The sequence below is a fragment of the Branchiibius cervicis genome (assembly GCF_042661605.1).
Lineage (GTDB): Bacteria > Actinomycetota > Actinomycetes > Actinomycetales > Dermatophilaceae > Branchiibius > Branchiibius cervicis.
Window position 1 is genome coordinate 3,197,200 of sequence record NZ_JBHSWJ010000002.1, and the last position, 18,251, is coordinate 3,215,450.

General features: G+C 67.0%; 17 protein-coding genes, 1 tRNA gene and 2 riboswitches. Of the genes, 8 read left to right on the plus strand and 10 right to left on the minus strand.

Translation table 11 applies throughout. From position 1 onward, the window contains the following. Positions 1 to 57 precede the first annotated feature (57 nt). Positions 58 to 1,296: an MFS transporter gene (locus ACFQBT_RS16550; RefSeq protein ID WP_377824365.1), complete on the plus strand. Its 1,239-nt coding sequence runs from the start codon at positions 58 to 60 to the stop codon at positions 1,294 to 1,296. Here the strand turns inward: ACFQBT_RS16550 and ACFQBT_RS16555 are convergent. Continuing rightward, positions 1,283 to 2,431: an alpha/beta hydrolase gene (locus tag ACFQBT_RS16555; protein ID WP_377824367.1), complete on the minus strand. Its 1,149-nt coding sequence runs from the start codon at positions 2,429 to 2,431 to the stop codon at positions 1,283 to 1,285. The two genes, ACFQBT_RS16550 and ACFQBT_RS16555, sit on opposite strands and share 14 nt — an antisense overlap. 227 nt (positions 2,432 to 2,658) lie before the next feature. Here ACFQBT_RS16555 and ACFQBT_RS16560 point away from each other — a divergent pair. After that, a tRNA-Lys gene (locus ACFQBT_RS16560) sits at positions 2,659 to 2,735 on the plus strand. A gap of 14 nt (positions 2,736 to 2,749) precedes the next feature. Here ACFQBT_RS16560 and ACFQBT_RS16565 read toward each other — a convergent pair. The 7 genes from ACFQBT_RS16565 to ACFQBT_RS16595 form a co-directional block, all read right to left on the minus strand. Beyond that, a complete protein-coding gene (locus ACFQBT_RS16565) occupies positions 2,750 to 3,262 on the minus strand; it encodes a flavin reductase family protein (protein WP_377824369.1) in 513 nt (170 codons plus the stop codon). Further along, positions 3,259 to 3,771 (minus strand): NADPH-dependent FMN reductase, encoded by a 513-nt coding sequence (locus tag ACFQBT_RS16570; protein WP_377824371.1) that lies wholly within the window; start codon positions 3,769 to 3,771, stop codon positions 3,259 to 3,261. The genes ACFQBT_RS16565 and ACFQBT_RS16570 overlap by 4 nt, the downstream gene beginning before the upstream one ends. Continuing rightward, entirely contained in the window at positions 3,768 to 4,883 is a 1,116-nt protein-coding gene (locus tag ACFQBT_RS16575) for an LLM class flavin-dependent oxidoreductase (protein WP_377824373.1), read from the minus strand. The genes ACFQBT_RS16570 and ACFQBT_RS16575 overlap by 4 nt, the downstream gene beginning before the upstream one ends. Next, positions 4,880 to 6,247, minus strand: a complete 1,368-nt coding sequence (locus tag ACFQBT_RS16580; RefSeq protein WP_377824375.1) for an NtaA/DmoA family FMN-dependent monooxygenase — start codon at positions 6,245 to 6,247, stop codon at positions 4,880 to 4,882. The genes ACFQBT_RS16575 and ACFQBT_RS16580 overlap by 4 nt, the downstream gene beginning before the upstream one ends. 11 nt (positions 6,248 to 6,258) lie before the next feature. After that, the gene (locus tag ACFQBT_RS16585; protein ID WP_377824377.1) at positions 6,259 to 7,437 is read right to left on the minus strand and encodes an LLM class flavin-dependent oxidoreductase; all 1,179 of its coding nucleotides are present in this window, start codon (positions 7,435 to 7,437) and stop codon (positions 6,259 to 6,261) included. 47 nt (positions 7,438 to 7,484) lie between these two features. Beyond that, positions 7,485 to 7,595, minus strand: a riboswitch (SAM riboswitch). A 122-nt stretch (positions 7,596 to 7,717) separates the two neighbouring features. Further along, positions 7,718 to 7,870, minus strand: coding sequence for a hypothetical protein (locus ACFQBT_RS16590; protein ID WP_377824379.1), 153 nt, complete (start codon positions 7,868 to 7,870; stop codon positions 7,718 to 7,720). A 16-nt stretch (positions 7,871 to 7,886) separates the two neighbouring features. Further along, the gene (locus ACFQBT_RS16595) at positions 7,887 to 8,177 is read right to left on the minus strand and encodes an RrF2 family transcriptional regulator (RefSeq protein ID WP_377824381.1); all 291 of its coding nucleotides are present in this window, start codon (positions 8,175 to 8,177) and stop codon (positions 7,887 to 7,889) included. 105 nt (positions 8,178 to 8,282) lie between these two features. Next, positions 8,283 to 8,392: riboswitch (SAM riboswitch) on the plus strand. 197 nt (positions 8,393 to 8,589) lie between these two features. Here ACFQBT_RS16595 and ACFQBT_RS16600 point away from each other — a divergent pair. The 3 genes from ACFQBT_RS16600 to ACFQBT_RS16610 all read left to right on the plus strand — a co-directional run bounded on the left by ACFQBT_RS16600 (position 8,590) and on the right by ACFQBT_RS16610 (position 11,270). Then, positions 8,590 to 9,432: an amino acid ABC transporter permease gene (locus ACFQBT_RS16600; protein ID WP_377824383.1), complete on the plus strand. Its 843-nt coding sequence runs from the start codon at positions 8,590 to 8,592 to the stop codon at positions 9,430 to 9,432. Further along, on the plus strand, positions 9,429 to 10,229 hold the full coding sequence (locus tag ACFQBT_RS16605) for an amino acid ABC transporter ATP-binding protein (RefSeq protein ID WP_377824385.1): 801 nt from the start codon (positions 9,429 to 9,431) through the stop codon (positions 10,227 to 10,229). The genes ACFQBT_RS16600 and ACFQBT_RS16605 overlap by 4 nt, the downstream gene beginning before the upstream one ends. 126 nt (positions 10,230 to 10,355) lie before the next feature. Then, on the plus strand, positions 10,356 to 11,270 hold the full coding sequence (locus ACFQBT_RS16610; protein ID WP_377824387.1) for a transporter substrate-binding domain-containing protein: 915 nt from the start codon (positions 10,356 to 10,358) through the stop codon (positions 11,268 to 11,270). 22 nt (positions 11,271 to 11,292) lie between these two features. Here the strand turns inward: ACFQBT_RS16610 and ACFQBT_RS16615 are convergent, their stop codons facing one another. After that, the gene (locus ACFQBT_RS16615) at positions 11,293 to 12,042 is read right to left on the minus strand and encodes a DUF4184 family protein (protein ID WP_377824389.1); all 750 of its coding nucleotides are present in this window, start codon (positions 12,040 to 12,042) and stop codon (positions 11,293 to 11,295) included. Positions 12,043 to 12,145: 103 nt separating this feature from the next. On the opposite strand from ACFQBT_RS16615, the gene treY reads away from it, so the two are divergent. Genes treY through ACFQBT_RS16630 form a run of 3 tightly spaced genes read left to right on the plus strand, consistent with a single transcriptional unit; the run spans position 12,146 to position 16,889 of the window. Next, positions 12,146 to 14,542, plus strand: a complete 2,397-nt coding sequence (gene treY / locus ACFQBT_RS16620) for a malto-oligosyltrehalose synthase (RefSeq protein ID WP_377824391.1) — start codon at positions 12,146 to 12,148, stop codon at positions 14,540 to 14,542. Then, positions 14,539 to 16,293 carry a malto-oligosyltrehalose trehalohydrolase gene (gene treZ, locus ACFQBT_RS16625; protein ID WP_377824393.1) on the plus strand — a complete coding sequence of 585 codons (1,755 nt, stop codon included), beginning with the start codon at positions 14,539 to 14,541 and terminating at the stop codon, positions 16,291 to 16,293. The genes treY and treZ overlap by 4 nt, the downstream gene beginning before the upstream one ends. Further along, the gene (locus tag ACFQBT_RS16630) at positions 16,290 to 16,889 is read left to right on the plus strand and encodes a hypothetical protein (protein WP_377824395.1); all 600 of its coding nucleotides are present in this window, start codon (positions 16,290 to 16,292) and stop codon (positions 16,887 to 16,889) included. Before treZ ends, ACFQBT_RS16630 begins: the two co-directional genes overlap by 4 nt. On the opposite strand, the gene ACFQBT_RS16635 is transcribed toward ACFQBT_RS16630, so the two are convergent. Then, positions 16,890 to 18,167, minus strand: coding sequence for a polysaccharide deacetylase family protein (locus tag ACFQBT_RS16635; protein WP_377824397.1), 1,278 nt, complete (start codon positions 18,165 to 18,167; stop codon positions 16,890 to 16,892). Between the last annotated feature and the right edge of the window lie 84 nt (positions 18,168 to 18,251).

The following is an 18,251-nucleotide window of genomic DNA, read 5'->3' on the forward strand; positions in this document are numbered from 1 at the left end:
ATAAACCGGCCATTTCATCATTGGACGGAACGGGTCCGCTCGCGCTACACCAGAAAGGTGAGCACATCGGACCTCTTCACCCGCGGCTCCGCGGCCTACCGGCGATTGATGATCGCCGTCTTCCTGGTCGGCATCGCGATCTTCCTGATGATGTACAACACCCAGGGTCTGCTACCGCAGATCGCCGCCACCTACGGCAGTTCGGAAACCGACGCCAGTTGGACCGTGTCGGCGACGACGCTGGGAATGGCGATCGGTTTCATCCCGTTGAGCACCGTTGCCTTGCAGCGCGGCTACTTCGTGAAGATGACCGCCTTCCTGCTGGCCGCAACAGCGGTCGGCCTGCTGGTGCCGTTCGCACCCACGCTGGGGTGGTTGATCGCCGGCCGATTCGCCCAGGGCTTCCTGATCTCGGCGGTCCCTGCGGCGGCACTTGCGCTCATCGCCCACCGCGTCAATCCGATCGCGGTCGTCGATGCGACCGGTATCTATCTGGCCGGCAACACGATCGGCGGGTTGCTGTCCCGTGTTCTGCCGGGCTTGCTCACTGACGTCGCCAACTGGCAGGTCGGCCTGTTCGTCATGAGCACCATCTGCCTGGTGTGCGGAATCCTCCTGCTCTTCCTGCGGCCCAAGCCGCAGCCGGGCACTGGCGGGGCGATCGTCGTACCGGGAGCCGACGCCCGGATGCACCAGGCGGCGGCCGCCTCGCTGCGCACCCCCGGGGTGTGGATCTGGTGCGCGACCGGCGCCCTGCTGATGTGCTGCTTTGCCGCGGCGTACACCGCCCTCGGCGTACGGGTGCAGCAGGCACCGTTCAACCTGTCGGCCGGACAGGCCGGCGCGATCTTCCTGCTCTACGTGATCGGGACGATCGCCACCGCCCGCACCCGCGTCGTGGTCAGCAGGTACGGCGCTCGCCGGACGGTGCTGGGCTCCATCGCCCTGCTCGTGCTCGGTTTCGCGCTGACCCTGTCCGGGTCACTGCTGGTGATCCTGATCGGGGTGGCCATCATCACCGGTGCCTTCTTCATCGGCCACACCACCGCCTCGAGCAGCGTGTCGTTGCTCGCACCGCCGCACGCCCGGTCCACCGCGTCAGCGCTCTACCTGACGGCGTACTACGTCGGCAGCAGTATCGGATCGACCGGCTCCACAACGCTTTTCGTGCACGACGGGTGGACCGCGGTAGTGATCGGGGCTGTGCTGACGCTGGCTGTCGCCGCCGGTTTGCATCTGCACGCCCTGCGGACGGCAGTCCCCTCGCCCGCGCACCACGAGGTCACGGCGAACTGACCACCGCGTCCACACTGTTGGGCGCGAACTGCGGCAGCGCATGGCTCAACCAGAGCAGCGCGTGCGGATAGGCGGCCATCCACACCGAGAACCGGTGTGCGGCATCGGGGTAGGTCACGGAGGTCACCGCCATCGGCGGACGGGCGTTCTTCACGAAGTTCCTGCTCGGGGGCCCGGACAGGCCGTCCTTCCCGGACACCTCGACCCACACCGAGATTGCCGGGGCATCTCGTTCGGCGGTCTTGAGGACGAAATATTTCTCCGGTGTCTTCTTGAACGGGCGCCAACTCCCGAACAGCGGCTCGAAGTAGCCGCCGAGGACGATCGACGCGCCGTACGTCTTGGGATGCAGGGTTGCGGTCATGATCGCGCACCAAGCACCCGCGCTGTAGCCGATCGTCGCCCAGCCGTTGCGGTCGGCGGACGCCCGGAAGTGCTGCACGATCCAGCGCGGGATCTCCTGGGTGAGCCAGGTCTCCATCTGGTACCGGCCGCCCGCGTTGACGCATTCGGTGTCGATACCGCCCGGCGTGACTTCCGGTGACACGACGATGGCCTGGTTGAGTTCGTGCTCTGCCGCCAACTGCCCGATGGTCTGACCCAGATGAGCGACCTTGAACCACGAGGTGTCGTTGCCCGGCGTTCCTTGGAACGCCTCGATCACCGGGAAGGTGCGGTTCTGCTGGTTCGGGTCGGTGTAGGCCTGGGGCAACCAGACCTTCGCCTCTCCCACGGCTCCGTCACCACGGCCGGGGATCTGCACGGTGACTTCCTGGCCGCCCTGCCCCGGATCGGCCTGGAGGCGCAGTGAGATCTGCTCGGCGCTGCGTTCGATGCCGTAGCGGTTCTGCGCACTGCGGTTGGTGGCGGTCTCCTGCGCCGCGTTGAACGGGCGCACCGCGACCCCTGCCTGTTGCACGGTGCCCGCCGGCAGTCCGCCGCCGACGAGGTCGTTGCCCAGGTCGGCCCAGTCGGCGTACCAGTCGTTCTGGGCGTTCAGGGTGGCCGCCACCGCCAGAACGGTGAGAGCGCAGGTCAGCACCTGGGCGACGAGCCGGATCACGAAGGTGAGCGGATTGCGCTTGGTCAGTTGCACCCCCAGCACGACCGATCCGATGATGGCCAGAACTGCCACGATCCAACACAGCGCTACCAGTGCGCCACTATCCGGTTCCACGTTGACCGCCCTTCCGCGTCGCCGCCAGCCTGCCTCGCTGGTCTGGACGTTTCCTGGACGTCTGCTGTGCGCGCTTACAGGCTGCGACGACGGCCCTGTGCGGGGTCCCGATTGTGCTCGTACGACGTGCGCCGACTACGCTGGCCCGGCACGGTGCGGTGCCGATCAAGCCCGCGAACGCCGTACGGGCCCTTAGCTCAATTGGTAGAGCAGTGGACTTTTAATCCATTGGTTCCGGGTTCGAGCCCCGGGGGCCCACCCACGCGCTGCAGCGCATCAGACCGCCAGACGGCGGAAGGTACTGCCGTGGAAGACCAGCGGGTGAGCGGCCTCGTCGATGTCGAGGTCGTGCACCTTCAGCAGCACGATGAAGTGATCACCTGCCGGGACAACCTCATGCACCGAGGTCTCGAACCACGCTGAGGCCCGCTCGATCAGGACTCCGCCCTTCGGAGTCTGTTGCCAGTCCAGATGTGCGAACCGGTCGATTCCCTTGGTGGACAGCACCGTTGTCTCGTGCTCCTGGTCGGCGGACAACACACTGACCCCGAGCCTGGTCGCCCGCTCCAGCACCGGCCACGTCGTGGAGGTCTGCGCGACACAGACCGACACCAGGGCCGGCTCCAGCGAGACCGAGGTGAAGGAGCTGGCGGCCAGCCCGTGCGGCACACCGTCGACGGTCGCGGCCACCGCCGTGACGCCGCTGGGGAATGCACCGAACACCTGCCGCAGGCGGGCCGTGTCGAAGGCCGGGCGGGGACGGCCGCTGGTGATGTCGTACACCGTCATGCCGCTGCCTTCGTCCCGAGTCGGGCCCGGATGCGCTCCAACACCGGTTCTTCGTACTGCAACCACGCGGCAAGCTCCGGTGATTCTTCCCAGGTCTTGTCCACGATGAACAAGCCGCGCGTCGGGCTGGACGCGCCCAACTCGGCCAGCACCGGCTTGAGGAACGCTTCGGGAGCCAGCGAGTGGCGCAGGTCCCCGCCGAGCAGCAGCGGGATCGCGGTCACGTCACGCAAGGCGCCTCCGCCGATCCGGTCCAGGAAGAGTTTGAGCAGACCGGTGTAGCTGCCCTTGTAGGTCGGACTGGCGAAGACCACCAAGGAGGCTTGCTGCACCTGCTCCACCGCGTGAGCCACGGCGGGCGAGGACCAATCCAACAGCTGAGCGCCGAAGTCGACCAGATCGATCACGGTGTCCGGGGGCCGACCCGCCACGCGTTCGGCGACTCGTGAGGCCGCCAACAACGTACGCGACTTGGGCTTCGGATTGCCCACGACCACAACGACGCTCATCGCTGCTGCCACTCTTTCGCCAGGAGTTCCAGGGACCGAACCCGATCCTCGTGGTCGTGCGTGATGGTGGTGACCAGCAACTCATCGGCCCCGGTTGCGTCGCGAAGAGCAGCCAACTGGTCGGCCACCTTCTCCGGCGTCCCGACGAATTGCGTGTCCACCCGATCAGCGACCAGCGCTGCGTCATCCGGCTCCCACGACAGTGCCCGCGCTTGCTCCGCAGTCGGGTACTGGATCGCACCCTGAGCGGTGCGGATCGACCGCACCCAGGGCCCATAACCCGCCGCGAGATCCGCTGCCACCTGGTCTTCCTCGGCCACCACAACGTCTGCCGACACGATGACGTACGGCGACCCGAGCGTTGCGCTCGGGACGAACGCCTCGCGGTAGGCGGCGACCGCCTCGAGAACACCGGAGGGTGCGACGTGGTAGTTCGTACCGAAGCGCACGCCGTTGGCACCCGCGATCTGCGCACTCTCCCCGGCCGAACTGCCGTGGATCCAGATCTGCAGGTCGGCGCCCTCACCCGGGATCACGTGCGCCTCTTCACCGTTCTCAGCGCGATAGGTGCCGGCGATCAGCGCGAGGATGTCCGCGACCTGCTCGGAGTAGGGCTGCAATGTCGCCCCGGGCTGTTTCAAGAGGGCCTGCGACAGCGCGATCCGCGGCGACCCCAGCAACTGGGAGTAGTCGAACGCCGGCGGGATGACCAACCCGTTGTCGAGGACCCGCTTGTCGGGGCGCGATGGGGCGCGAGTCTCCGAGCCCGGCGGCTTCCCACCGGAGCGCCCCAGCCCGAGGTCGAAACGACCGGGGTGCAACGCATCCAGCAGGCCGAACTCCTCGACCGTCGACAACGCCGTACGGTGACCCAGTTGCACTGCGGCAGAACCCAGTCGGATGCTGGACGTGGCACCAGCGACCAACGCGAGCACGACGGCCGGTGACGTACCCGCCACTCCCGGGTTGAGATGGTGCTCGGCGAACCAGTACCGGGCGTAACCCAGCGACTCCGCGCGCTGGGCGAGGTCGATGCTGTTGCGCAACGCCTCCGGCGCGTTGGAGCCGGTCGAGATCGGCACCAGATCGAGCACGGACAGGGGCGTGCTCATGACGCAACTCCGTCGACCGTGCCCTGCTCGGTCTGCGGCCGTAGGCCGAGGTTGTCGCGCAGCGTCGTGCTCTCGTAGTCGGTGCGGAAGACGCCACGCTCCTGCAGCAGCGGCACGACCCGGTCCACGAACGGACCCAGGCCGTCGGGGGTGATGTGCGGCACCAGGATGAAACCGTCGCTGGCGTCCTGCTGCACGTAGTCGTTGATGGTCTCGGCGATCGTCTGCGGCGAGCCGATGAAGTTCTGCCGCGCGGTGACCTCGATGATCAACTCGCGGATCGACAGGTGCTCCGCTTCGGCCTTCTCCCGCCACGCTCGAGCAGTGGCCAGGATGTCGTCATGCCGGCGCACACTAGCGCGGCCGCGCGCGATGGTGTGCTCGCCCAGATCCGGATCCTCCTGTGGCAGAGGACCATCCGGGTCGTAGTGCGACAAGTCACGGTTCCACAACTGCTCCAGGAACCGGATGGCCGTCTGCCCGCTGACCTGTTGGCGACGCACCTCATGCGCCTTGTCCTGCGCCTCGGCGTCGGTGTCGCCCAGGACGAACGTCGCGGCAGGCAGGATCAGCAAGTCACTTCGCCGGCGACCGTACTTGGCCAGGCGGCCTTTGACGTCCTCGTAGAACGCCTTGCCGTCCTCCAAGGTCCCGTGCCGGCTGAAGATGGCGTCGGCGGAGGAGGCCGCGAACTCCCGGCCGTCGTGGGAGTCGCCGGCCTGGAAGATCACCGGGCGACCCTGGGGCGGGGACGGCACGTTGAAGCGGCCGCTGATGTCGAAGTGGTCGTCATGATGACCGTACGCGCCTGCGTCGGGGCGGGCGACGAACTGCCCGGAGTCGGGATTGGCCAGCAGGTCCGTCGGCGACCAGGAATCCCACAGCTCCGTGGCGGTCTGCAGAAAGGTCCGGGCGCGCTCGTAGCGCTGGTCCTGAGGCAGGAAGCCCCCGCGGCGGAAGTTCTCGCCGGTGAACGCATCCCAGGAAGTCACCACATTCCAGGCCGCACGGCCACCGGAGAGGTGGTCCAAGGAGGCGAATTGCCTTGCCACGTCGTAGGGCTCGTTAAAGGTCGAATTGATCGTGCCAGTCAGACCGAGGTGTTCGGTCACGGCCGCGAGCGCGGCCAGGATGGTGAAGGTGTCCGGCCGCCCGACGACGTCCAGGTCGTAGATCTTGCCGTTCTGCTCACGCAGCCGTAGCCCTTCAGCCAGGAAGAGGAAGTCGAACTTGCCCCGCTCGGCGATCTGCGCGAAACGCTTGAACGAGTCGAATTCGATGTGGCTGCCGGCGCCGGGGTCGCTCCACACGGTGGTGTTGTTGACGCCCGGAAAGTGTGCGGCCAGGTGAATCTGCTTGGTCATCGTGCGTCCTCTCAGGCCACGTAGCGGTTGGCGGGCCGGGTCAGGCCGAAGTGCCCCCGCAAGGTCGTGGCGTCGTACGTCCTGCGGAATGCCCCGCGCCGCTGCAGCTCGGGCACCAGCGCGTCGGTGATCTGGGTCAGATCGTGGGGCAGCGCACCGGGCCGCAGGCGTACGCCGTCCAGACCGGCCGCGTGCCAATCGAGGATCAGGTCGGCCAACTCTGCGGGCGTACCAACGAAGATCGTTGCGTCACTTCGTAGTTCATCCCCATCACGTACGTCGAGCCGCTCCTTGCGAGCGGAGGCGGCGGCGTACGTCTCGTCCAGGAAGACGACGACATCACCCAGGATGTTGACCTCCCCCGCGGTCCGGCCGGCCTGTGCCGTGGCGGCGCGGACCGCGGTGGAGATGTTGTGCGCGTCCGCAGCGTCGGTCGGGGTGACGAACCCCAGATCCGCACTGCGGGCGAGCAATTCGTATCCGGTCTTCTGGTGCACCAGCAACGAGACCAGTGGCTGACCCTGCGGCGGGCGCGGGGTGATCGAGGGTCCGCGCACACTGAACTGCGCACCCTCGAAGTCGATGTAGTGCAACTTCTCTCGGTCCACGAACCGGCCGGTGGCGACGTCACGGATCTCCGCGTCGTCCTCCCAGCTGTCCCAGAGGCGCCGCAACACCTCGATGTAGTCCTCGACCTCGCCGAAGAGGGCGCGGGTCAAGGAGGCAGGCACACCCTCGCTGGGAAGTTCCGGCGCCGGTCGACGTCCGACATTGCCGTATTCGTCCGCACTCACGCTCGAACGCACCCGTACCCCGGCGCGCCCGGTGCTGACGAAATCCAAGGTCGCGATGGCCTTGGAGACATGGAACGGCTCGGTATGCGGCGCCACCACCGTCGGCAACAGCCCGATGCGGGAGGTGGTCGGCGCCACCCGTGCCGCGACCAGATTCGCATCGAGGCGGCCGCGGACCCGGTCGGTACGGTCGCCTGCGGCTTGGTGGTGATCGATCTGCTGACTGAAACCGTCCTCGATCGTCACCAGGTCCAGCAGACCGCGTTCAGCCTGCTGCACCAGATCGGTCCAGTACCGAGCGGTGAACAACTCCCCCGGCCGGGCATCGGCCTCGCGCCATGCAGCGGGGTGCCAGCCGGCGCCGTCGAGGGCCACGGCTAGATGGAGATCGGACATGGTGGTTACCCATCTCGTCAGGTGCATTGCAACGGAAGTCGCCGTGCACATCGCGCTTGCACCTCCGGTCGGAGATGCCGGGTCATCACCTGGAGCACCCCACCGCGCAGGAGGGTTGCTGGTCAGCAAGCCAGGGCTTGTCGCTGACGCTCATAACCGAAAGTGAGGCTAGAGCAAACGAATCGTGATGTCTAATCCCTACTCCGGAAGTGGGTAATTAGGACCCTGACTCCACCCCGGGCAGGTTTGGAAGATCCCAGGCCACGCGGGGCCTCGCGAATCAGCGGGGCAGCCAGGCGTCCTCGACGTCGTTGAGCCGACGCACCTTCGCAGGCAGGGAGCCGGTGAGCAACTGCTGCACCGATACCTCGTCCAGAACCTGTCGCAGGCTGGACCGAACGGCCACCCACAGGTCGGGCAGGTGGGCGGCCACCCCGCCGTACGTCGTCTCATGCGGCCGCAGGCCGCACCTCGGCGAGGGGACCGTCGACGGCCCGCAGGATGTCGCCGATCGCGATCTCGGACGCGGGTCGGGCCAGGGTGTAGCCCCCGGCGCAGCCCCGTTGGGTGCGCACGATTCCGGCCCGGCGAAGATCGCCCAGGATGGCCTCGACGAACTTACGCGGCATGCCCTGGTCCTCGACGATCGCGTCGATCGTCAGCAAATCGGGTGCGCGGGCCGCCATCTCCAGAGCTGCACGCACGGCGTAGTCGCTTTTCGCCGAGATCTGCACGGCCATCCTCCGTCGACGCAAGGTTCTGCGGTCAGTTTAATCGTCCCCGCTAACACCCATCGGATCAGTAGGCATTTGCCATGCCGGGATGTTTGGCCTAACCTCACTTTCGGTTATGAGCGTCAGCGACAAGCCCTGGCTTGCTGACCGGCAACCCTCCGCAGCGGTGGGGTGCCCCAGGTGACGACCCGGTGAGCCAACCCGGCCCACAAGCGCATGCCATCGCAGCGGCTGAGTGCCGAATGCGATTGATCTGGAAGGTTATTCACACAATGACCCTGCTCGACGCCCGGGCTTCGGCCGACGCGGCGCAGACCTCCCCGCCGCGGCCGACGACCCGTTACGCACCGCGCGCCTTGTCTCCGCACCGAGACCCGGTCGCTGGTTGGCGGCCGCGGCGGTCCTCGTCCTCGTGGCGATGTTCGTCAACACATTGATCACCAACCAACGGTTCCAGTGGGGCATCGTCGCGCAGTACTTCACCGCGCCCTCCATCCTGCGCGGGCTCGGCCTGACGCTGGCGCTCTCGGCGTCGGTGTTCGTCGTCGGGTACCTCTTCGGGATCGCCCTGGCCGCGATGCGCCTGTCCAGCAACCCGATCCTGCGCAGCGTGAGTTTCACCTTCGTCTGGATCGTGCGGTCGGTGCCGGCCCTCGTCCAGGTGCTCTTCTGGTTCCAACTCGCCTCGCTCTACCCACGGTTGTCGATCGGCATCCCGTTCGGCCCGGAGTTCGCGTCAGTGCAGACCGCCAACCTGTTCTCGGGGATCATCGCCGCGTTCATAGCTCTCACTCTCGACGTGGCGGCCTTCTCCGCCGAGGTCGTGCGGGGTGGGTTGCTGTCGGTCGACCGCGGCCAGACCGAGGCTGCCGAGGCACTGGGCCTGTCCCGCCGCCGGATCTTCCGGCGGATCGTGCTGCCCCAAGCGATGCCGGCCATCATCCCGGCCAGCGGCAACCTCGCCAACGGCATGGTGAAGGCCACGGCCATCGTCAGCATCATCGCGGTGCAGGACCTGCTCTACTCGGCGCAGTTGATCTACAACGACAACTTCCAGGTCGTCCCGCTGCTCATCGTCGCAACGCTCTGGTACGTCATCATCACCACCGCGTTGTCGGTGCTCCAGTACGTCGTCGAGCGGCACTACAACCGCAGCCACCGCCGCGACGTGCGAACGCTGCGCCAGGTGGTGCGCGCGGGCCTGCCGCTGCTGCCCTACCGCAGCAAGGGTGCTCGCATCGACGCGGGAGTGGGCGCATGACCGCCGTTGCGAGGACTGAGCGGCTGCGCGAAGTGGGCGAGCCCCTGCTGCGAATCCGTGGCCTGCGCAAGGCCTTCGGACTCCAGACCGTGCTGGAGGACGTCGATCTGGACGTGCACACCGGCGAGGTCACCGTGCTGATCGGCCGCTCGGGATCGGGCAAGTCGACCCTGCTGCGCTGCATCAACCACCTGGAGAAGCCGGACAGTGGCTACGTCGAGATCGACGGCCGGATCATCGGCTACCGCGAGCACCGCGGCCGGCTGGTCGAGCGGCACCAGCGGGAGATCACCCGTCAGCGCGCCGACCTTGGGATGGTCTTCCAGCAGTTCAATCTCTTCGGGCACCTGACCGTGCTGGAGAACCTCATCGAGGCGCCAGTGGCCGTGCGCGGCGTGTCACGCACCGATGCCTCGCGTACGGCGTCCGAGCTGCTCGCGCGGGTAGGCCTCGCCGGTCGTGAGAATTCCTACCCGTCCCAACTGTCCGGCGGTCAGCAGCAGCGGGTCGCCATCGCTCGCGCGCTCGCGATGCGCCCGCGGCTGCTGCTCTTCGATGAGCCCACCAGCGCTCTCGACCCGGAACTGGTCGGCGAGGTCCTCGCGGTGATCCGCGACCTTGCAGCGGATGGCATGACGATGATCATCGTGACCCACGAGATGGCCTTCGCCCGCGAGGTGGCCGACACCGTGGTCTTCCTCGACGGCGGTCACATTGCCGAAAAAGGTTCTCCTGCACAGGTTCTCGATGATCCGCAGGATCCGGGGACCCGGGCCTTCCTCTCCGCGGTGCTCTAGCCCTCCCCCGCCGTACCCGCACTCACGACTCTCTCCCACGGTTTGGCGGTCGTTGCACCGCTGTGCCTGCGCAACAGGTGCAACGCCTACCAAACCTGATCCGCCCCCTCGAAAGGAACCACCACTATGTCCACACGCCCCCTTATCCCGGCCCTCGCCGTACTCGCTCTTGGCCTCGCCGGCTGCTCCTCCGCCGGTGAGGCGGCCACCACGGCGACCCAGCCCACCGCTGACCTGGTCAGCGCGGTCAAGGTCGACGACGCTGCCCGCAAGCTGCTGCCTCAGACGGTTCAGAAGTCCGACGTCATCACCCTCGGCACCACCCAAGCGGTCGGCACCGCGGGCCTGCCGCACGCCGGCGTTGACAGCACTGGCAAAGAGATCGGCCTGTCGATCGATCTGCGCAACGCCGTCGCCAAGAAGCTCGGCATCTCCTTCAAGGAGGAGTTCGGGACCTTCGCCTCGATCATCCCGGGCGTGCAGAACGGCAAGTACCAGGCGGGGCAGGCCAACTTCGGCGTCACGAAGGAGCGCAGCAAGGTCGTCGACTTCGCGACCTACCTCAACGACGGCCAGGCGTTCCTGGGACGCAAGGACCTGAAGACCGACAAGGTTTCCGCGATCACCGACCTGTGCGGGCTGAAGCTCGCGACCTCACCGGGTACGACCTTCCAGAAGCAGTTGGAGAGTCACGCCGGTGATTGCGCCGCAGCCGGCAAACCGAACTGGTCCGTGCAGTACTTCGCCGACACCGCACCCATCTACCTGGGCCTGCAGAACGGCAAGGTCGACGTCTTCTTCGGACCGGCGGTCACGCTGAAGTACCAGGCGACCAGGATCCCGAACACGAAGTACCTCGGGACGTTCTCGACCACCCCGGTCGGGTTCGCCACGGCCAAAGGGTCGCCGATCGCCCCGGCGCTGGTGAGCGCGGTCAACTCGCTGATCAAGGACGGTACCTACGGCAAGATCCTGGCCAAGTGGAAGGTCGCCGACAACGCGATCACGACTTCGCAGCTGAACCCGCCGGCGCCGTTCTAGCCCGCTCGCCCAGGGTGCTACATCACGAGCCGGCCGTCCGGCGCGGCAGCAGCCACCACAGGCAACTAGCCAGCAGCACCGTTGCCAACAACGCGACACTGAAGTGCCGCACCGACGAGACGGTCGCGATGCGCAGACCCTCGGGCATCGCGTGCACCCCGGCGAGGGCGCCCACGAGCGTCGGCACCCCCACCACGATCGCCAGCACCACCCATCGCAACCCGGGTGGGAGTCGGCGATCCATCACCGGCTGCCCCGGATGCCGCCGATAGCGCCGGACCAGGAAGACGGCAACGACCAACACTCCGAAGACACCGCTGGCGTACTGCGCCCACCGGCTGCCGGGTAACGGCCCGATGTCGTCGCGCAGGAGCGGGATGTGCGAACTTCCCCAGCGCCCGGGGTGGGTGAAGGAATCCCACAGCACATGGGTCAGCGCTCCGGCGACAACGCCGACTGCCGCCGCCGGCCACTCGCAAGGCCGCAGGCTGCCGCGTGCCGGCACGTGCTCACCGAGCACGTGCGGTAGCACGTCGCGGGTCGGGGTGAGCACGATCAGCCGCCAGGCCACGACGACGACGATGCCGACCGCGAGATCCAGCGTGACGACGCCCCGCAGCGAGTGCGCCGTGTTGTAGGCGTCCGTGCTGAACAGGAACCACACCAGATCCGGAACGACCGAACCCACCACCCACGCAGCGGGTACCACCCAGCGCCGCGGTCGCGCGGTCACCGGAAGTACGGCGGCGATGTGGGCGGGCGTGAACGGCACGGCTCAGCGTAGGACGCCAGAGCGCCGTACGTCGGGCAGATCACGTCAGGGTCGCATGCCCTTAGGGAAGTGATCACCAGCCGGCCACGGCAGGATGGGACCCATGCGCGACACGCCGACAGCGACGTACCGGCTGCAACTCAACCACGACTTCACGTTCACCAACGCCGCCGAGCAGGTGCCCTACCTGCGCGAGCTGGGCATTTCCCACCTCTATCTGTCACCGATCCTGACCGCGATGCCCGGCTCCATGCACGGGTACGACGTGGTGGACCACTCCGCGATCAATCCTGAACTGGGCGGCCGTGCGGGTTTCGAGACCTTGGTGCAGGCCGCGCACGAGCACAACCTCGGCATCGTCGTCGACGTGGTGCCCAACCACATGGCCTTCGCGGCGCCGGAGAATCTGAACCATCAGCTGTGGCAAGTGCTCCGGGACGGTCAGGCCGCGGCAACCGCGGAGTGGTTCGACATCGACTGGGCAGCCGGCGACGGCAAACTCGGCATCCCGGTCCTGGGTGACACGCTCGAAAACGTTCTCGCCGCAGGTGAACTCACCATCGACTCCTCCGGTGACGAACCGGTGTTGCGGTACTACGACCATCTCTGGCCGCTGGCTCCGGGCACCGTGAGCGACGACGTCGCCGCGACTGTCGCGCAGCAGCACTACCGGCTGGCCAGCTGGCACGAGAAGGATCAGGTGCTCAACTACCGCCGGTTCTTCGAGGTCGACGAGTTGATCGCCATCCGCGTCGAGCTGCCCGAGGTGTTCGACGCTACCCACGCGCTGCTCCTGGAGCTGCATCGCGCCGGCATGATCGACGGCTTCCGGATCGACCACCCGGACGGCCTGGCCGATCCCGTCGGATACCTGGAGCGCCTGACCGACGGCACCGACAAGGGGACGCCGATCTGGGTCGAGAAGATCCTCGAGGGCAGTGAGCAACTGCCCACCAACTGGCCGTGCGCAGGCACCACCGGGTACGACGCCCTGGGCCTGATCGACACCGCGCTGATCGACGAGGCCAGTGCCGAGGTGATCGAGAACGAGTGGGTCGCCTCCGGCGGTGAACCCGACTACGACACTGCGGTGGCTGCTGCGAAACGGCAGGTGGTCTCGCAGTCCTTCGGCCCGGAGGTGGAGCGGCTGACCCGGCGAGCCACGGAGGCGTTGCCCGATCACGACCCGGACAGACTCCGCGAGGCCATCACCGAACTCGTCGTGGCCGGTGAGGTGTACCGCGCGTACGCCAAGCCTGAGACCCGGTTGAGCGAGCAGGCGCGCGCCCGGTTGAGCAAGGCGTTCGTCACCGCGGCCGAGGCGCGCCCCGACCTCGGCGCGGAGTTGACCGCATTGGTCCCGCTTACCGTCTTCGCTGACGACGACAAGGCGGCTACCGATTTCGGTATCCGGCTGCAGCAGACGTGGGGGCCGGTGATGGCCAAGGGTATCGAGGACACGACGTTCTACCGGTGGAACCCGTTCGTCGCGCTGAACGAGGTCGGTGGTGACCCGACCCGCTTTGCGACCGCCGGACCGGAGCGGCTGATCGCCTGGTCGGTGACGCGTCCCGACACCTGGCCCCGCACGATGACCACGCTGTCGACCCACGACACCAAACGCTCCGAAGACGTGCGCGCGCGCCTGGTTGCGGTGGGCGGCGACCCTGACGCCTGGTCCCGCATCAGTGCCGCTGCCCGCAAGGAGTCGGAGAAGGCGGGTGTTGACCCCGACGTGGGCCACTTCGTCTGGCAGACCATCCTCGGGGTCGGGCCGATCGACGACGAGCGCCTGACCGGCTATCTGACCAAAGCGCTGCGCGAGGCGAAGCTGCACTCGACGTGGACCGCACCGGACGAGGACTATGAAGCCAAAGTCATTGCCCTGGCACAGAAGTTCCGCGACTCCGGCTCGACGCACGATGCGATCCAGGACGCACTCGAAGCCAACGAGGAGGCGATCCGAGCCTGCGTGCTGGGCGCCCGGACTCTCGAACTGACCATCCCCGGCATCCCGGACACCTACCAAGGCTGCGAAGCGCTCAACCTCAGTCTGGTCGACCCGGACAACCGCCGGCCGGTGGACTACGGAGCCAACGCCCGTGCCCTCATCAGCGACACCGCGTGGGGTGCCGAACTGAGCTCGGACAAGACCCATCTGGTCGGACGGGTGCTGGAGTTGCGCCGCCGGCTGCCCGGCGTCTTCACCAGTGGCTTCCAACCGATCAAGACCGGCAACGACCACCTCATTGCCTTCACCCGCGGCAACGCCTCGCGACTTCGCCTGCCCGGCAGCGGATCCCGGGATTCGGTCCTGGTGCTGGTGACCCGTGCACCGGCACGCCTTGCCCGCTCCGGTGGCTGGTCGGACACCGAGGTGACGTTGCCCGACGGATCGTGGCGGGATGTGCTGACCGGCGCCGAGATCGCGGGCGGGACCACGGCGGTCGGTGAGGTACTCGAGAAGCTGCCGGTCGCCGTACTGGAGAAGGTGTCGTGAAGTTCGAGGTCTGGGCACCCAACGCGACCGATGTCGATCTTGCCCTGGGCGAGCAACGGATCCGGTTGACGGCCGCCGACCAGGGCTGGTTCGGGGGTGACGCCGAAGCGGTCGTGGGGGATCGTTACGGCTACGTGCTGCACACCGACGAGGGAGAGTCGAACGTCCTGCCCGATCCCCGATCGCTATCCCAGCCCGACGGGCCGGACGAGCGGTCGGCCGTCATCGACCTGGGTGAATACGACTGGCAGGACGACGATTTCACGGCTCCGCCGCTGCGTGGGGGTGTCGTGTACGAGTTGCACATCGGCACGTTCACCCCGGGCGGCACGTTCGCCGCAGCGATCGACCGGTTGGACTACCTGGCCGAGCTGGGGGTGACCGTCGTCGAGGTCATGCCGGTGGCCGCGTTCCCGGGGAGCCGGGGCTGGGGTTATGACGGAGTCTGCCCGTACGCCGTATTCGAGCCGTACGGCGGAGCCGCGGGTTTGCAGCGGTTCGTCGATGCGTGCCATCAGCGCGGTCTCGCGGTGTGCCTGGACGTCGTCTATAACCATCTCGGCCCCAGCGGGAACTACCTGCCCAGTTACGGTCCGTATTTCACCGACGCCTACAAGACACCGTGGGGTTCGGCAGTGAATCTTGACGGCGCCGGCAGTGATCACGTGCGCCGGTACTTCCTGGACAACGCCCTGATGTGGTTGCGCGACTTCCACATCGACGCGTTGCGCCTGGATGCCGTCCACGCGTTGATGGACAGTCGCGCTCTTCCGTTCTTGGAGCAGCTGGCCGCCGAGGTGGTCATGTTGGCCAACGCGTCCGGCCGGGAGCTGACGTTGATCGCGGAGTCCGATCGCAACGACCCGGGCACGGTGTCGGCACGCAACGTCGGCGGGCTGGGGATGGACGCGCAGTGGGCCGACGACATCCACCATGCGCTTCATGTGCGATTGACCGGTGAAACCAGCGGCTACTACGGCGATTTCGCGGATCCGGATGCGTTGCCCAAGGTGTTGCGGACGCCGTTCTTCCACGACGGCACCTACTCCACCTTCCGCAAACGACACCACGGTCGCCCGGTCGATCCTTCGACCTCGCCCGGTTGGCGGTTCGTGGCCTCACTGCAGACGCACGACCAGGTCGGGAACCGGGCCACCGGTGATCGACTGGCGGAACTGGTGTCGGTCGGTCGGGTCGCCGCGGGGGCCGCGATGCTACTGAGCAGTCCCTACACGCCGATGCTGTTCATGGGTGAGGAGTGGGGTGCAACCACCCCCTGGCAGTACTTCACCGATCACCAGGATCCCGAGCTGGCCGAGGCCGTATCGAAGGGACGGAAGGCTGAATTCGCCTCCCACGGTTGGGGTTCGCAGGTGCCGGACCCGCAAGATGAGGAGACGTTCACGCGGTCCAAGCTCGACTGGTCTCAGCCGACCGGCGGCGATCACGCCAGGGTGCTGCAGTGGTACCGCACACTGATCGCCTTGCGGCAGCAAATACCGGACCTCAGCGATTCCGCTCTCGGCACCATCGCCACGGCGATCGACGACGATCTGATCCGCATCCAACGCGGTGCCTACCGGTTGGTGATCAACCTGCGCAGTGAAAGCGTCCCCATCGGCCTCGGTCCCGACGAGGCTGTCGTCGCCGCATTCGACGCCGAACTCGACCAGAGCACTGCCGGATCAGATAAACCGGTGGTCAACATCGAGCCGGACGGCACTGTGCTCATCGGAACGACTCCTTCGTGACCCGTGACCGTTTCTCCGGGCAGATCGCCGGCGCGGGAAGCAGCTCGGGCGTACGACTCGTGATCGGGCATTGGCCCCAGTCCCCCTTCGGCCACTTTACCGACGCCATGGTGGCCGATGCTTCGGGTCGGCGAACACTGGTCGCACCAACCGATGAGATCGCTGAATACGTCTCGCAGACCTACCAATTCGACGACATCGACGTCGCGGAGGTCCGCTTCACCGCGACCGGCGGAACATGGAGGTTCGACGGTGGCGACCTCACAGTGCACCTCGACGTCGGCCGGCGGACGGCTCTGGGGTGGATCCTGCGGCCGATCCCGCGGAGCGTCTCCGCCGCCCCGGCACTCACCGCGCTGACCGACCCGGTCGCGCGAATCGTGTTGCGCGGCGTGCGGACCCGGGGCACAGCGGGCGGTGACCGCCGCGAGTACTACGGGGCACACGACGTACGGGCGATCGCGAGCCTGTCCGGCACCTGGCGCGGTCAGGACCTGGGCGACCTGGCGCCGGTCGACCCCACGCCGGACTTCGGATTTTCCAGTACGCCGCTCCGCCCGTCGGTCACGGACGTCACCACGACGATCGACCTGTGATCAGGTGGGCAGCGTGTTGGCCTTATCCGCCGCTGCCGCAGCCGCGCCGGTCAGCGGTTGCAGGAACTGCGACCACCCACCGGGCGGCTTGGTCCCGAAGGGCAACGTGCGCAACCGCGCCAGGATCGCCGGATCCTGCAGATCGAGGTAGTCGGCCAACTGCCGGAACGACACGATGTGCGTGTCCGGCTTCTTCGACACCTGGTGCATGACCTCTTCGACTGCGTCCATGTAGATGCCGGCGTTCCACGTCTCGAAGTGGTTGCCGATGATCATCGGTGCCCGATTGGATTCGTAAACACGGTTGAACCCGGCCATGTAGGAGTCAACCGCCTGCTGCTTCCAGGTGGCGTGCATGCTCGCCGGACCCTGGGTCACCTTGGACTGGTTGTACATCAGGTTGTAGTCCATGGACAGCACCGTGCGAGTGCCGTGCCCTGCGAAGGGAATCGACTGCAGGTCGACGGCCCACAGGTTGCGCACCTTCTTGGGCCACATCTGGACACCGTTGGCGCTGGAGTCGTAGCGCCAGCCCAACTGGGACGCCGCGATGCGCAGATTCTCACTGCCCTGCAGGCACGGCGCCCGGCTGCCCACGAGTTCCTTCTCGTAATCGAACGGCAGAGCCGGCAGGTCCGTGAAGCCGGTGTTGGTCTTCCAGTTCTCGACGAACGACTTCGCCTGGGCGATCTCGTCCTTCCACTGCTCCGGCGTCCACGAGCCGACGCCCTTGGGATCGCAGAAGTGACCGTTGAAGTGCGTCCCGATCTCGTGGCCCTCATGCCAGGCCTGACCGATCCCACGAATGGTCTCGTGGACCGAGTGATCGTCGAAGTAGCCGATGGCCGAGGCTCCCACCGGCTTGTTCGGCGGATGGTAGAGCGACTTCTTGCGTGAGGGCAGGAACCACAGGCCCGACAGGAAAAGGGTCATCGAAGCACCGGTGTCCTTGGCGATGCCGCGGAACCGGTCGAGCAGCATCTTGCCCTTGAGGTTGCCGGCCCCGTCCCAGGAGATGACCACCAGTTGCGGCGGGGTGTCGCCGGGCTCGAGTGTGCGCCACGTCGGCTGATGCGGCTGAGGGCCGGTATCCGAGGTGGATCCGTCGCCAATGAGCTTGGTGACAGTTGGTGCCGCAATGGACGATCCCGTCGGGGTCGGCGGACCCGGGTGCCCCATCCGAGGCGCGCCGTTGGCGTTGCTGCAGGCGGCGAGGGATGCCGCGGCACCTGCCGCGAGTCCACCGCCCATTACCAAGCGTCGCGCGATGTCCGCCATGCCGAAGTTCCCGTCCGGTCAGACCGGCCCCCGAGGCCCGTCGTTTCACAATGTCTTCATAAGAACGCTAGGCCGACGTCCTGA